Annotated in this window: 10 protein-coding genes and 1 pseudogene; 5 read left to right on the top strand and 6 right to left on the bottom strand. The window is 59.9% G+C overall.

Annotated elements, in window-relative coordinates; translation table 11 throughout:
* Positions 1 to 1642 precede the first annotated feature (1642 nt).
* Together ACRQ5Q_RS44165 and ACRQ5Q_RS44160 are read left to right on the top strand one after the other, a co-directional pair.
* Positions 1643 to 3916 (top strand): DUF2235 domain-containing protein, encoded by a 2274-nt coding sequence (locus tag ACRQ5Q_RS44165; RefSeq protein ID WP_439400495.1) that lies wholly within the window; start codon positions 1643 to 1645, stop codon positions 3914 to 3916.
* 1796 nt (positions 3917 to 5712) lie between these two features.
* Positions 5713 to 6609, top strand: coding sequence for an LssY C-terminal domain-containing protein (locus ACRQ5Q_RS44160; RefSeq protein WP_439400539.1), 897 nt, complete (start codon positions 5713 to 5715; stop codon positions 6607 to 6609).
* A gap of 101 nt (positions 6610 to 6710) precedes the next feature.
* On the opposite strand, the gene ACRQ5Q_RS44155 is transcribed toward ACRQ5Q_RS44160, so the two are convergent.
* Entirely contained in the window at positions 6711 to 7148 is a 438-nt protein-coding gene (locus ACRQ5Q_RS44155; protein WP_439400494.1) for a hypothetical protein, read from the bottom strand.
* Positions 7149 to 8084: 936 nt separating this feature from the next.
* Between ACRQ5Q_RS44155 and ACRQ5Q_RS44150 the strand changes: the two genes are divergently transcribed.
* Together ACRQ5Q_RS44150 and ACRQ5Q_RS44145 are read left to right on the top strand one after the other, a co-directional pair.
* Entirely contained in the window at positions 8085 to 8267 is a 183-nt protein-coding gene (locus ACRQ5Q_RS44150) for a hypothetical protein (RefSeq protein ID WP_439400493.1), read from the top strand.
* A 164-nt stretch (positions 8268 to 8431) separates the two neighbouring features.
* The gene (locus ACRQ5Q_RS44145) at positions 8432 to 8662 is read left to right on the top strand and encodes a DUF6894 family protein (protein WP_439400492.1); all 231 of its coding nucleotides are present in this window, start codon (positions 8432 to 8434) and stop codon (positions 8660 to 8662) included.
* A 32-nt stretch (positions 8663 to 8694) separates the two neighbouring features.
* Here the strand turns inward: ACRQ5Q_RS44145 and ACRQ5Q_RS44140 are convergent, their stop codons facing one another.
* The 5 genes from ACRQ5Q_RS44140 to ACRQ5Q_RS44120 form a co-directional block, all read right to left on the bottom strand.
* Positions 8695 to 9051, bottom strand: a complete 357-nt coding sequence (locus ACRQ5Q_RS44140) for a hypothetical protein (RefSeq protein ID WP_439400491.1) — start codon at positions 9049 to 9051, stop codon at positions 8695 to 8697.
* Between the two features lie 1114 nt (positions 9052 to 10165).
* On the bottom strand, positions 10166 to 10420 hold the full coding sequence (locus ACRQ5Q_RS44135; protein ID WP_439400490.1) for a DUF6894 family protein: 255 nt from the start codon (positions 10418 to 10420) through the stop codon (positions 10166 to 10168).
* A gap of 959 nt (positions 10421 to 11379) precedes the next feature.
* Complete coding sequence (locus tag ACRQ5Q_RS44130) at positions 11380 to 12354, bottom strand: zinc-dependent alcohol dehydrogenase family protein (RefSeq protein ID WP_439400489.1); 975 nt, start codon at positions 12352 to 12354, stop codon at positions 11380 to 11382.
* A 48-nt stretch (positions 12355 to 12402) separates the two neighbouring features.
* The gene (locus ACRQ5Q_RS44125; protein ID WP_439400488.1) at positions 12403 to 13041 is read right to left on the bottom strand and encodes a TetR/AcrR family transcriptional regulator; all 639 of its coding nucleotides are present in this window, start codon (positions 13039 to 13041) and stop codon (positions 12403 to 12405) included.
* Positions 13042 to 13301: 260 nt separating this feature from the next.
* On the bottom strand, positions 13302 to 13529 hold the full coding sequence (locus ACRQ5Q_RS44120; RefSeq protein WP_439400487.1) for a hypothetical protein: 228 nt from the start codon (positions 13527 to 13529) through the stop codon (positions 13302 to 13304).
* Between the two features lie 168 nt (positions 13530 to 13697).
* Between ACRQ5Q_RS44120 and ACRQ5Q_RS44115 the strand changes: the two are divergent.
* Positions 13698 to 14115, top strand: a pseudogene (locus tag ACRQ5Q_RS44115) (TOTE conflict system archaeo-eukaryotic primase domain-containing protein).
* Positions 14116 to 14397 lie beyond the last annotated feature (282 nt).

Here is a 14397-nt window from a genome sequence, read left to right as displayed (position 1 = left end):
CGGTCTGGATCAGCGATGTTACGGCGCGTTCGTCTCGGTGCAGCTTGGGTCAGCTTCGGCCTCGAATGCAGGAAAGAGGCGGCCGAGTACGTAGCCGAACAGAAACGGCAGCTGATAGCTTGCACGGCCACATGAAGCCACGCAAGCGCCAATTAGCGCCACATGGACGGTCTCTTTATCGCAAATTCTGTCTGCGGAAACGGCCGAGACTCTAGAACTTCAGTGCTTACGAGAGCGCACTCATCACACCTGAACATTCGGCAGCCGGCGTGCTCTCCCAAAAACTTCATTGAGTGCAGACAGAGTTCGCACGAACGAAATGGCATCGCCGCTGCAGCGTTGAAAGCGAACTTCATCCTAGTCACCCGATCACCCCGTGCGAGACGTTGGAAGAACAGTCATACCGAGGATTTGCTCCTCTCGAACCAGCTGCAACAGGCCCCTTCGTGGACGGATCAGTGATTGCTGCAATAGCCCATGCACAGTGTCGGTACCCGCATCGTCCGCGGTCACTGTTGTTGTTCCCTCTTGAGAGAGCGTAGAACTTGCGGCGGGCAGAGCCTGTACCCGGTTAGACACGCTGCGGAGCTAATCGCCCGTTTTCCCCAGAGAGGACTAGATTTCCACAGTGACCGCTTGGCGAAGCCGATACCCGGCTTCCAAGTTGCACCGGTTACGTGTTGGCTGCCTGTCGACCAGCCCATGCCGCTTGAAGCTCGTGATCAATCTCAAGGTCGCAAGAGCGCTTGGCCGCACCTTTGGAATTGCGTGCGAGCGTCCGTTCTTGGTGAACTCACCTGGAACGGTGGTCACGCCGCCGCCTTCTCGCCAGGTTCGTTGCAACCGGCCTATCTCTCCGTTGCCGCATCCCCACTTGATGATGAGCCGGATCATATTGCCGAAGACGCCTTCAGATGCTCGCCAGAGTTTTCTCACCTTCGAGCGGACTGTTTTGATATAGCGGTCGGGAGGCTTTGTGCATCAAGGGGCTGCTTTTTGCAGTGCCGGTCAGCCTCGCGGCTCATAGCGTTCTAGTGCGCGGGTATACGCGAGTTGGAAGCGATAGGCTGCACACGCCGGCTGCGACCTCAATCCGAATGCGCGCTGCCCCGCTGCGAAAGCGCTCTAGTAAATGAAGGCGGCGAAGGATGTCCGCCTATCCTTTGGCCGCGCTACATCAACCAGACGAGCGAAAGTACGAGCCTCGGCCAGTAGCTTGGGCTCTACCCAAATGCTGCGATGCGCTTTGTGTAGGGCTGCGTTTTGCGAACGAGCGGCTTGAGCTTTCGTGTAGTTCTTTCGCATCGGCAGCCGTGGCTGGGACTAACGTTCACCTTTCGGATTTCGGAGTGCGAGCACTGGGCGCGCGCATTCAGCAGTCGGAACGAACTCTTTTTGGTTTCGATGTGAGTCCGACGTTTAGCAAGACGCCCCGTCGACACCATCATCGTTCATTAAACTGGAGCGCCCCTCCGAACCCTGTTCACTCGGCGGAGCTGCGTCGCACCCAGTTCGACCGGGCAAATGGTCCGCTGGCATTGCGGCGCACGCAAATCTTTATACCAGCTATCCAGGGTTGAATTTCTGCGCACGGCTGTTAGGTTACAGCTTTCGTTTAGCTCTTTTCAGTGAGGCGCTTCCGATGGCCAGCCCCGCGATCGTCATTCTTTCCGACGGCACCGGTAACGCCGCCTCGAGCGTCTGGCGCACGAACGTGTGGCGGATTTTTCAGGCGCTAGATCTCCAGGGCAACACTCAGGCTGCAAAGTACGACGACGGTGTTGGCACATCGTCGTTTCTTCCTTTGGCGATCCTGGGCGGGGCCTTCGGTTTCGGGCTCAAACGCAACGTTCTCGACGCCTACAAGTTCATCTGCCGCAACTACGATCATCAGAATGAGTCGAAGATCTACCTTTTTGGCTTCAGCCGTGGCGCGTTCACCGTTCGCGTGCTCGCCGCCCTAATCCTTCAGCAAGGATTGGTAATCGCGGACACTGAATCCGAACTGCACGACGGCGCGGTCAAGGCTTACCGCGCTTATCGGGCTAAAGGATATCACTCCGTTTGGCGGATCGAGGTTCTCTTCCGCGCTCTTCGCGACAGCATCCTTGTCCCGATCCTCGACCTCTTCCGGCACAACAAATCCTATGCGCAGATCGCCCGGAAGGACGTTCCGGCGATCGAATTCATCGGCGTCTGGGACACCGTGGCGGCCTACGGCTTGCCCCTGGATGAAATGACCCGTGGCGTTAGCAACTGGGTCTGGCCTCTCGAGCTTCCAAACCGCATTCTGAGCCCACGCGTGAAATGCGCCCGCCACGCCCTCGCGCTCGATGACGAGCGCACCACCTTCCATCCCGTCTTATGGACCGAGGAAGGTGAATCGAGGCCGGCCGTTCCCACCACGATCGATGACGAACGGCTGGTCCAGGTCTGGTTCGTCGGCGTGCACGCCAACGTGGGTGGCGGCTATCCCGATGACGCAGTGGCGTTCGTTCCCCTCAACTGGCTTGTGGATGAGGCGATCAAGCGTGGCCTGATCTTCAAAAGCGCGCCTTTCGCTGACCCTGATTCCATCAAGTGGATTAGCTCGTCCCAGGACAAGGACGGACGGCTTTACGATTCACGTTCGGGCCTAGGCTCGTACTATCGCTACGGTCCGCGCAAGGTTAGCGACCTGTGCAACGACCCGTATGTCGATGTCAGGATCCCCGTGCCGAAGATCCACGAGAGCGTCTTCGACCGGATCGACAGCGGCTGCAACGCTTACGCGCCGATCGGCCTGCCGCCGGATTACCTCGTTGTCTCCCGCAACGGCAAGCTTACGCCACTCAGCCAAGGCACTTTCGAAACGGCGGCGGGCGCCTCGGCGCGGTACGTCGCACAGGAGAAGCTTTGGAACTTCGTCTGGATGCGCCGCATTGCGTACTTTGCGACGCTCGCCGCAACTCTGCATCTCGTCGGGTTCTGGCTCTTCCACCCCTTGCGTCCGGCCCACGAGTACGAGAGCGGCATCCGGATGGTGTCCGAAGCGGTCCGCGCCCTCGAATCCTTCCTGCCGCGCGCCTTCCACTGGTGGACGGATTGGTACGCCGCCAACCCCGAATGGTTCGTCGGCGGCGGCATTGCCGTCGCCGTGCTCGTGGGCGTGGGCAATTCGCTTAGCGCACGCATCCGCGACGGCATGCGGATTATCTGGCAGAACCGCGCCTCACCCGCACCGCTGTCGGGCGCCGTCCATACTGCGATCTACGCGTTCCGAACCCATCCGGTGTATCAAGCCGTTCTCAATGCTGGCCGCCGTCACGTCGTACCTTTTTTGCTGACCTTCCTTATGGTCTGGTACGGCGCGACAGCCTTGGGCCACTTTGGTTTCAACGTGGCCGATTCCATGGGCGCCTTCTGCAAAGGCACACCGCCGGTGGCCCTCGTCGCCGCCGACAAGGGAATACCCCAGGCGGGCAACGAGTTTGATACGAGCAAGCTGTGCGCACCTACTCACCTGACGGTTCGGGCAGGCTTCAAGTACGAGATCGCGGTCACGATGAGCGAGAGCGAGCCATGGCAGGACGATGACAAGCCGACGACGCCAGTAGGTTACCGGACCTCGACCATGCGCGGCTTCGATGAAGTGAAGGGCTATGCGACGATCCTGCTCCGCCGGATTCTGTTCCGGCCGTGGTACCGGCTGATCGCGCGAATCGGCGAGACCGGCGTCGATGAATACTTCCTGGACCCCAAGCCCGTCCCAAGCACCAGCCCCCAAGTCTACAGGGATCAGTTCACCGCTCGCCGCAGCGGCGAGATCTTCCTGTACGTCAACGATGGTGTGATCGGTCTGCCTTGGCTCTACGACTGGTTTTATCGGGGAGAGCGCCACCGGGGAAAGGCTAATGTGACCATCAGACTCCTGTAGATAGTTAGCGGCCGCTCCCAGCGTCTTTTCAGTGCGTTGAAAACCAGCTCGCCGGCGGACTACGGGGGGTTTTGGGGCCAAGCGGTGCTCAACTGATAAGCTTTGTCGGTTTTCCTTATCAGTCGACTAACCGACTCCGTTTCGTATGAAATCTTATCAGTTGGAAGGGTCCCCTCTCTGGTCATTCAGCACAACTCGCTGTCGAGGATATTTTCGGATAACAGGCTCTTCTCGGAAGCTATCAGCCACGTAGCTAAACCGTTGCCGTGCTATATGAATGGAACAAGACTTTACCGTGTAGTGCCGCGTGCTCCCGACAGCACGATTCGCTTTCCGTTCACAGTCGCTGGAGGCTTCGATAACGATGACCAACGCAAAAAACGGCCCCAGCACACAATTGCCGGGGCCGTTGGAGACCCGGACGGTAATGGGAACGCCCGAGGTGTCCTAGGACTAGGATGATTCGGCTATCTTGGTCTGTAAGCCTTTGGGCATAGTCCATCCATCGGTCGCGCTCTGGAGTATCCGTGCAAACGGAATTCCTCACGCCGCCAGCGGGAACCGGCGGCACCGCGGACCCAATAGAGCGTCGTGCCTGCTGGAGCGCCAGCCCCGCCTCCATCAACTGGCTTGGGTTTCCCGGCTCAGCCACTCGTCAAGATCCTCGGGATCGATTCGCCAGGAGGGCGATACGCCATCCGCCGTTCGAGCCGCCAGCCGGTAACCTTTCCGGCGGAGCTTGGCCGCTAATTTCTTCGCGCCGGCCTCGTCGCTACACTCAACGGACATACCTCCATACAGGACGACCCACGTGAAGGGCTTGGGTTTCTCGGGATGTCGTTGCCTCGAAACGTGGCGCATGACTGTAAACCCAAAATACTAAACCTACAGAGTTCAACCATTATTAGATACCCTGTGCAGAGGTTTCGCAAAGAAAAGCAACCTAGGTGCGATTATGCCGCATGCGCGCGTGAGTTGTAACTGCCGGCGCGAATAGCATTCGGTGCATTCATTTTTGATCCACATACCGGCACCATGAGCATGACCGCCTTTAACTTGGATAACTCCGCTATCCGAGGGTCCCAGCGCACTTGGCGACGCCGCCGGCATCGCTGACGCTGATCCGATTGCTCTGAAAGGCCGAGGGCATGGGTATCCTGAAGATCGGCAAGACGCTCCGCGCCGGGGCCTCGCTCCTGTCAGGAGCAAGCTTCACTTATAAACGCAAGCATCGGCCCCCTTTGTCAGGGAGGCCTTCGCCCTGAACTTTGCCTCATGAGATTCGAATATCGAGGAACTCACGTTTAGATTGTGTGGTGTCGTATTTTTACTACGGCCAAGTCCGTGAAAGTACAGGTGCCGCCAAACATTAACCCCATAGGCGACCCTATTGATCGTCGCAAGGTTGTTTGACGCGACTTAACTCGATCACGCGGCATCGTCCTACGTCCCCCCAGCGCGGTTTCCTTTGGAGGCTTTCGGACGCCGGCCGCCGAATACGCCGCGCCATCCCTCAAGCGGCCGCGTCCGAAACCCTTCACCTAAGCGGCCATCATGTGAAGTGAACTCATTCAATGATCTCATCAGCAAGCGCCATTAGGCCTTGCCGACATTCGCGACATCGTTTCGACGGGCCAAAAAGTCGGCAACCTGCCGGTGATCGAAACCTCGAGCGGAATGAAGTAGCTTCCGCTATCGAGGCCCAAGGAGGCAGATGCCGCTGTTTGGGCTGTGACGTTGCATTGTACCGCCACCTCGTGGTCGCAGGACGATCACCGACTAGACCAGGCGAGATCATGAACTTGCTGAAGCGTCTCATTCAACGTGTGCTCATCTTCGGACTGGGCGTATTTTGCGTCTGGTTGATCGTCTTCGTCGTGTTCGAGACGGCCGACCGCAGGCTTCCCTGGATACTTGCCGTCGCGGTCACCTATGGCCTCGCCGCCTATGGCATCCTCCCCCGCATCATCCGCATTGGCCTCAGGATTCTCCAAAGCAAGCAGGTGCCGAGCTACACTGTCACCGGAGACGGACTGCCTGGAGATCCCGTCAACATCGTGCTGGTCGGCACGCTTCTCCAGCTCCGCCAGTGCTTCGCGGAGCTTGGCTGGTTCGAGGCGGACCCGCTCAGTCTCGCCAGCTCATGGGGAATGGTGAAAGCCTTCGTCCGCAACAAGCCATATCCGACGGCCCCGTTCAGCACGCTCTACCTGTTCGGTCGCGGCCAGGATATCGGCTTCCAGCAGGCGATCGACAGCAGTCCGAGAAAGCGCCATCATGTCAGATTCTGGGCTTTGAGCCTGACGCGCGCCAGCGCAACCTGGGGAACGGCCGAGTTCTGGCTAGCCATCGAACGCCCCCCGGCCGATCAACGCGTTCTCTGGATCGGTGCGGCCACTCGGGACACCGGCATCTCGCTCACGCGCCTTTCGTTCCAGATCACCCACGCCACCGACGCCGACACGAATGCGGAGCGCGACTACATGATCGCCGAACTGAGGAAGAATGGCGCGATCGAAGAAGTCCGGATCTACAAGGCCGGCGAAACCCTCTCCACCGGTCGCGTCAACCACTACATTAGGGATGGCGAGATCGCATTGGCCGTGCTGACTCCGGATGGCGAGCGATCCGCAATCGCAAGTGAGGACCGTCAGCTCCGGTCTGCTCCCGACAGGCAACGTCAAGGTGGTTAGTGGGTTGGCAGCTCAGGGGTCAGCAGCGGTCAACCTCAGGCCAACTGCTCGCCGTGGCCGCGCGACGGACCGGTAATGAACTCGCCGTAGAAACGGCGTTCCTACCTTCGCCGATGGATCACGGGCGCAGGTGACGGCGGGATGTAGCGCTGCCAAACGGTCCCATTGTCGAACTGGATGGTCATGCCATCCGGTGTGTAGACTGCGCTGATGTCGTAGGCATCGATCCAGATGCGACTATTCGGATAGATCCAGTCCAGCCAGGCTCGGGACGGCACGCCTGCCTCGGTGGTCAAGTTCAACTCAGGTCCATTCTGAGTGATGACGGCCAGCATGCCGCCCCGGCATGCCTGAACACAGGTGTATTGCCCGGTCAGGTTGATGGACTGGGCAGACGCAGCAGTCACCATCAGCGCCATGGCACCGCCGATAAGGGAAGAAAGACACTTCATTAAATCATTCCTTCGTGTCAATCGGATCTCAAGGTCAACGCTCGAAGGATATTGGCGGCGTTCCCGCAAAGCTTTGACGTGGGTCAACTGTGCGCGCCCCTCTTCAAGACAGCTGCCGTCTCAAGCCATGACGTTGTCGTTTTCGGTCGGGTCTGACGTGCTTTGTTTCCGGTACGGCGTCGACGAAGTCGCACCCATACGGCCAGACCGCTTGCAGGCAACCCGATCGCGGCACAATGACCTCCAGAGGATCGCTTTTTACACCAAGCGGATAAGAAGGCGTGTTGGGCTTCGCCGAAACTGTTATTGCAGCAACAGCTAGTCCCACAGCGACGCCAGCGGCGATCGCTACGCTCAACTGTGCATTGAGGCTTTGCGCGTGCATAGCGGCATTAAAGCCGGCTACGGACGTTCTCGCTTGATTTCAATCAATTTGCAGTTTGCGCCGACCGAAGTGGCAGGCCTTTTCAAGGGTCTGCCGCTGAAGCCGAAAGCCAGGATAGCCGGCACTTTACGTAGCAACCTTACGAATACCGGGCGGCTTCCACGACCGTCCAGCACAGACTGCTCGGGCCGGTAGATGCGGATCGACATACTGAACACGCCTCCGGCAGCTGGCAACCAGTTTGCCTCCCGTGCCCTTCACGGCGAGTCGCTCTGAATGTAAACGTCGAGCGACCCGTCCGCATTGTATTCGAGCGGCATCCATCGCTTGTCGCTGTCCCGCGGCACGGACCGGACGATCCGCAAATACGATCGCGGAAGCGCCTGCGAGGACGAGCTTCCCACCCGGGAGGGAAGCACCACGCGCGTTCAGCACGAATAACGAAGGCACCGCTTCAGGCTTTGCGACCCCAATCGTCTTCTGGAAGGGGGTGTCGTGTTGACTTAGCTCAAGTCAGCAAATTCCTTGCTCAAGGTGGGGAGACGAGTTGCTTGCGGTGGATCAAGAGCCACGCTTTGGCTAGCTGCTAGTCGTACTGCGGAAGACGAGTCCAGCATACTGCTTCAAGAGAGGTGGCTATGGTACGACGCGTTGCATCGAAGGAAGCAGAGGAAGATGCGCCGCTGATCGTTTTCGAACGTCTGCTGGTGCAGTACTTCACGTCAGAACCGCCGGAGCTTAAAACACAGCAGCCGATGCCCACCGAGGCGGCCACCGCTCACGAATTGACGAACGTGACGGCCGCAAAGATGGGATGGTGAGGCTATCCAAGCCATCGGCGCAGCACTCCGCTCGCACCTGACGAAATGGTCGGGAACAAAAAAGTAAGCGACATGGCGCAAGCTTAACATCGATTAAGGAAATGGCCCCTAACAGAAACTATTTTGCCGAGATCAGACAACATCGTGTTCCACGGCAGACTCTTATGCCGCGCTACTATTTCGACCTGCGAGATGGCAAGCATCTCATTCAGGATGAGGAGGGAATGGACCTCCCCGACATGGAGGCCGTTCGGAATGAGGCCGCGCGCGCGCTGGTAGATTTAGCGCGAGACAGCATTCGATCGAATTCCGCCAACTTAGTAATTGAGGCTCGCGACGAAAACGGCCCTGTGATGCGGGCTCGGTTTGAGTTCGATATCGAACGCCTCCAGTAGGGAACGTCGCGCACTGCGGCTGCTCGCCTTTTTCAGCCACGACCTCCGATCCGGAGTAGAAGCGCGAGCTGCACGCCGATCGAGCGGCCAAGTTGGCTCTCGATGAAATCTTTCAAGGCCTCCGAGATCTCGTGACCTTCGGCAGCAACCCTGCGCTCGAGCTCGCGCGCGATGTCCTCGGACGCGTCGCGCGACCAGCCCTCGACCGGGTTGAGCGCCACCACGCGAAGCACCCGATCATATTGTCCGGTGAGCAGGTCGCTAATCAGCGTGGAATGGTCGATGCCTTCGTCGGTCTCGCGGAAGGCCGCTCCGTCGCGGAAGTCGTCGAGGACGATGTAGAAGTCCTTGTCGAGGCGATCGTTCGGAATGATCGACGGCGAGGCCATACGCGAGAACTCCACTGACCGGAGTCCTAGATAGGTAACGTTTGGGCCGAAGGCGAATCGCTTCACCCAGGAACTGCTTTCGCCCGGTGAATATTTCCTCGGCTCACAATGGGAACGTATCCGCTCCGGATGCTTATCCGGGAATGGACGAGTCGAAGCTGACGAAGCTGGAGGCGCGGCCATGCCCACGCCATGAGCAAGTCTTTCGGTATCGGCGCCGGCCACGTTCTGCGCCAACGCAACAGCGCCGTGCTGCGGTTCAGCTGGCGCGGCAAGCCCGACGGATCAGCCGCTATGTCGAGCGCGTCAACCGCTACCCTCCGGCCTTAATCGTCCCAGCTTCGCTCTCCGCAGTGCTCGCACTCGAACATTTGGATGCTGTGCCCAATCTCTTGCGTCTCATCGCAGAAGTGACATCGCCTCCTTGAGGCGCCCGGTGCCTCAGCAATCTTCTGAGCCCTAAAAAGCTCTATCGCCCCATCCCCATCACCCCTGATGGGCGCAGAACCTACCGCATAGGTTCCCGTTATGGAACCGGGATCGCAATGTTGTTCACGCCCGAACTGACTAGCAAGTTAAGCCCTTCTCCAGGGTAGCCCCAGCTCCCTGCCCCCGGTACCCGCGAGCTGGGGCCGCTGCTCGTTGAGTGAGCGCTTCCCAAGCCGGGCGCGCCCCCCTCCGGCTTGGGCCTTTTTTTTGCGCTGCAAAGGCCCGATTGGGACGCTGTGAATCCAAGGCCGCCGTTGCCCAATCGCTAATTGCTGGGCCGATTTTCCGAAGCGTGTTTCCGCGATAAGCTGCATAGCCACACCGACTTAATCTAGGTTAAGTTAGGGCATGGGCAGAGAACAACTAGTGCTCGTGCTTGCTATTGGCGGTGGTGTTTTCACTGTGGGCGCGCCGCAGCAGCGCTACTCGTTGGCCTTTGATCTATCTCATTAGCGCGCGCGAGCCGCCAGCGCCCCCATCGTATGGGAGGAGGCGACGATGGCTATGCGGCCTTGGGTGTTGCATTGGCGTGGGGTGCAGCCGCCGTGGGCTTGGCAGCCATCATTTCTATGAGCCTGTAGGGTCCGGCGCCGATCCCGTGCTACAGCGCGCGAATGGTGTCGATCTACAGATCGAAGGATCCAAGAGGTCGAGGGGCTTTGGTGCGGAGACGGCCCCGACCCGACTCGCGCGCCTCGCCGGGGGAGGATCTTGTTCGAATGGTGTCCCGCGCCATATCTGCCAGCGCGCGGGCAGCCTCCTCCTCCACGGCTCCCAAGTCGTGAAGGTCCATTCCTTCTTCCGGGGCGAGTTCATGAGGATTATCGTTCGTCGGAATTACTAACGTAACGAGACAGCCCGGGAAACTACCCCATGACATGGGGCCATTGCCATTGGCGGCTTACCGCTCTCAAAATCCGGTCGGACGTCGGCGCCGCGTCTGCCGCAGGACTGGCAGATGAACCGCCACTCGATATCCGATAGGCGTACAGCATCAGCCCATCGATCGGCGCTCAACGCAACGCTGTGGCCGCAACGATAGTCGGCGCAAAATACGATGATGTCGCGGACACCCATCTCGCGCATCTCGCCGAACGTGATCTTGAGCGGGCGGCCCTCGGGGGCGTGGGCGTCGGGCTGGTCTGGACATTCCGCCAATGATCGCTCCGATCGCGTGCTGAGAGAAGCCGCTAGGGGTTTGCCTGAGGTCGGCCGAACCCGCCACGCATTGGTCGACCCTGACAAAGGGGGCCGATGCTTGCGTTTAAGTGAAACTTGCTCCTGGCAGGAGCAGAGTCCCGCGGCCCGGACAAGCTTCTTGCCGATCTTTCAGGATACCCATGAGCGCGCATTGGACTGTCGGCCGATGCAGCATTCCACGCCGCCCAAGCATCCTCAACGATGGCGGGGCGGCGAGCCGATAGCAGTGTTGGAGAACGTGCCGACTACCTGGGCGAACTAAACGGACCCAGATTTGGACATTCGGCCCGCCGGTTCACGCCCGGCGCGTTTTCGTTTAGTCCTTGAAAGAACAAAGCGCGAAGCGCCGTGCTGTTTCCGTGCTGTCGGGAGCACGCGGCACTACACGGTAAAGTCTTGATTCCATTGGTACAGCACGGCAACGGCTTACAGCACGAAAATTGCCTGTTTTCGCGGCCGCCGCCTTAGCGGATCAGCAGGGCAGCGATGGCGCCGGCGAAGCCCAGCAGCAGGATGCTGGCAGCCGTGAGGGCGACTAAGTCGATCGAATTGTGGAGGTGAAGGCATTGTCGCCTCCTGCGTATTGCCCCGCGTCAGGCCCCGCCGCCCGGGACATCTGAGAAAATTGCCGCGGTTTGATCATCCCGGCGTGAACAGCGCCTTGCCGCGGTTCTTCGCGGCAACCGCAACCGCTTCCGGGATTTGCGCGAAGCTGAAGGTCCCGGCGACCGGGGCGCTGATGACACCGGAGGCGACTAGCGGGGCGAGTTGATCATACATCGCGGTGATCTGGTCTGCGCTTGCGCTGTTGAACCAGTTGGCGAGCCAGAAGCCGCGGATTGCGATGTCGCGGAAGATGAAGGGCTGCGCCGGTGCGGTGAATGGCTTGCCGCTGATCGCGCTGTAGAACACCAGCGAACCCTTCGGCGCTAGGCATCCGATTAGGTTTGCCGTTGCGGTATCGGCGACACCGTCAATCGCGAGCGAGATCTGTGCGCCGCCGGTTTCAGTCGCCACGCGCTTGGCAAGATCGGGTCCGTCGACCAGCACGACATCCCCGCCGGCCGCTTTCAAGTCCGCGACGACGTCGTCACGCCGCACGACGTTGATGGTCTTCAGTCCCTGCGATTTTGCGATCCCGATCAGAGCACGCCCGACGCCGGAATTGGCCGCATTCTGGATCACCCACGCGCCCGGCTTCAGCTTCACGTAGTCGGTCAGCATCAGATATGCGGTCGGCGGATTGATGCCGAGCATCGCAAGCTGCTCCACGTTGTCGCCGGCAAGTGGCCTGAGCCGCGTCGCGTCGGTCTTGATCCGCTCCGCCCAGGCGGGCGCGGGATAGGGCACCAGCGTGCGGTCGCCTTCCTTCAGATGCTTGACGCCGCTGCCGACCGCGACCACGCGGCCGACGCCCTCGGTGCCGACGATGCTCGGCAGCTTCGGTCGGTAGCCGTAGCGGCCGGAGATCATCAACAGGTCGCTCATGTTGATCGGCGACGCTTCGAGTGCGATCACCACTTCGCCCGCGAGGGGTGGCCCGACATCAGGAATGTCGACGAGCTTCAACACCTCGGCAGGATTACCGAACGCTTCGATCTGAATGGCCTTCATGGCGGCTCCCCGATTATATACTTCGTAGTACATAACGGAAAAATGCAATCAAACAAGCAGCTTCATCGTCTGATCGAGCGCGGCGCGCACCCGCGCGGCCTCGGGTGCGTCCTTGGCCAGCACCATAAGTCCCTGATAGATTGCGATAATCGTGTGCGCGACGGCGTCGGGATCGAACTGATCAGAAAATTGTGTGCGGTCGGCGCGCAGACGGTCGCGGAGCAACAGTTCGAGCTTGCGGTTGAAGGCCGCGACCCGCTTTCTGACCTCCTTGTTCTCGCCGGCGCCGTCGACCGAGGCGTTGACAGAGAGGCAGCCCCGGCTGCCCTTGACGCCGGAGCAGCGCGGGACGAAACCGGTCAGCCAGCGCTCGATCGCAGCGCGCGCCGACGGCCCCTCATTGATGATGCGCGCGGCATTCTCGACGATGTAGGCGTGGTAGCGGTCAAGTACCTTCAGGAACAGCGCATTCTTGTCCCCGAAGGCGGCATAGAGACTGGGCTTATTGAGCCCGGTCGCTTCGGTAATGTCGTCAAGCGAGGTGCCCTGGAAACCCTTTTGCCAGAACACCTCGCGCGCGCGGCCGAGAACTTCTTCGGGATCAAATTTGCGGGGGCGTGCCATTTGATCTATGTACGCGGTCGATGCGAAATCGCCAACACCTGGACTTTGCTGGCGCTGTTGCAATTGGGACGACTGCTATATCGGGTTCTCGCTGCGATCGCTGTGATGCGTCAGTAAGCGATGGCGCCGTTTTCCTGCGAGCACGATCCTGGCGACCGGCACGGGTCGCCTCGAAAGGTCCCGTGCCGATCCTCGCCGTGTCCGAGAGCGTAACGGCAGTGTGCGTTGCGGCCGCGTTACGGTGTAACGGCCGTATCGCTGTTACGGTGTTACGCATATTCTGCCAGTAAGGCTGCGTTCCGGGCGAGTAGGGGCACGATCGTCTATTGGCCGAACAATCCGCTTTTCGGCAATACCTTCTGTCCTTTGCTCGGCCGCAGAGGCGCATCGGCGCGGCTTGCGAGCTGCTCCCGCAGGCTGGGGGGCTTGTAGAAGCCGGGCAAACCTTGACCAGTTTCGTCAACCCGCGTCGTGGACCGGGGTAGCGTTCGCCGTTCGCAGCCCGGAATGACCATTTGCATTCCGGCCGAGGTGCGCTCGACGTCAGACACGTTGCGGCTCCAAGTTAATCAAGAAGGGATGAGATCGCAGACCGTCCGCCGCCCACCTATAGGGCCCGACCGGTGCGATGGGAAAACCGCAAGACCGGTCGCGCCGGAATTCGCCGGCTTGCTTCAACGAATGGGCAAAGGGCATTTGCGGCAAGCCAAAGGTAAAATGTGGAGAATGCCCCATCAGGCATTTTTCCTCCGTCCGACGAGATTATCGAAAGGCATCTTCGAGGCGGCGATACTCGATCTGGTGATTTTATCGCCGGAGTCTATCCCTTGCTTTCCGATGAGACATGCCTGTTCCTTGCCGCCGATTTCGACAAGAAAGCGTGCACGGAGGATGCCGGAGCATTCTTGGAAACGTGCCGTCGCAGGGGCATCGCCGCCGCTCTCGAACGGTCTAGGTCGGGACGGAGGTCATATCTGGACATTTTTCTGCGAGCCGGTCCCGGCGCGGACGGCCCGTCAGATGGGGGCCGCACTCATCACCGAGACAATGGAGAGGCGCCCAGAGATTGGCTTCTCCTCTTATGATAGGTTTTTTCCGAACCAGGATACGATGCCGCTCGGCGGGATGGGGGTTTGATCGCCCTGCCGCTGCAGGGACGGGCACGCGAAGTCGGCAACAGCGTCTTGTCGACGAAAACCTAAAACCCTACGAAGACCAGTGGGCCCTTCTATCCGCGCTGATTCGAAATTCGGCGGGCTCGGTCTTCGGGATTGCCGACGAGGCGGAGCATTCGGGACGCATCCTCGGCGTCCGGATGCCGGTAGAAGACCAAGCTGCCGACGAGCCGTGGAAACTGCTCCCGTCGCGCCGCACGGAGCCAGTTCGGATCGAGGCCTCTCTTCCGAAGACGCTGAACGT

Origin of the sequence: Bradyrhizobium sp. PMVTL-01, from assembly GCF_051861855.1 — a bacterium.
Taxonomy (GTDB): Bacteria; Pseudomonadota; Alphaproteobacteria; order Rhizobiales; family Xanthobacteraceae; genus Bradyrhizobium.
The sequence above is the reverse complement of the archived record's forward strand: the minus strand, read 5'-3'. Positions and strand labels throughout refer to the sequence as shown.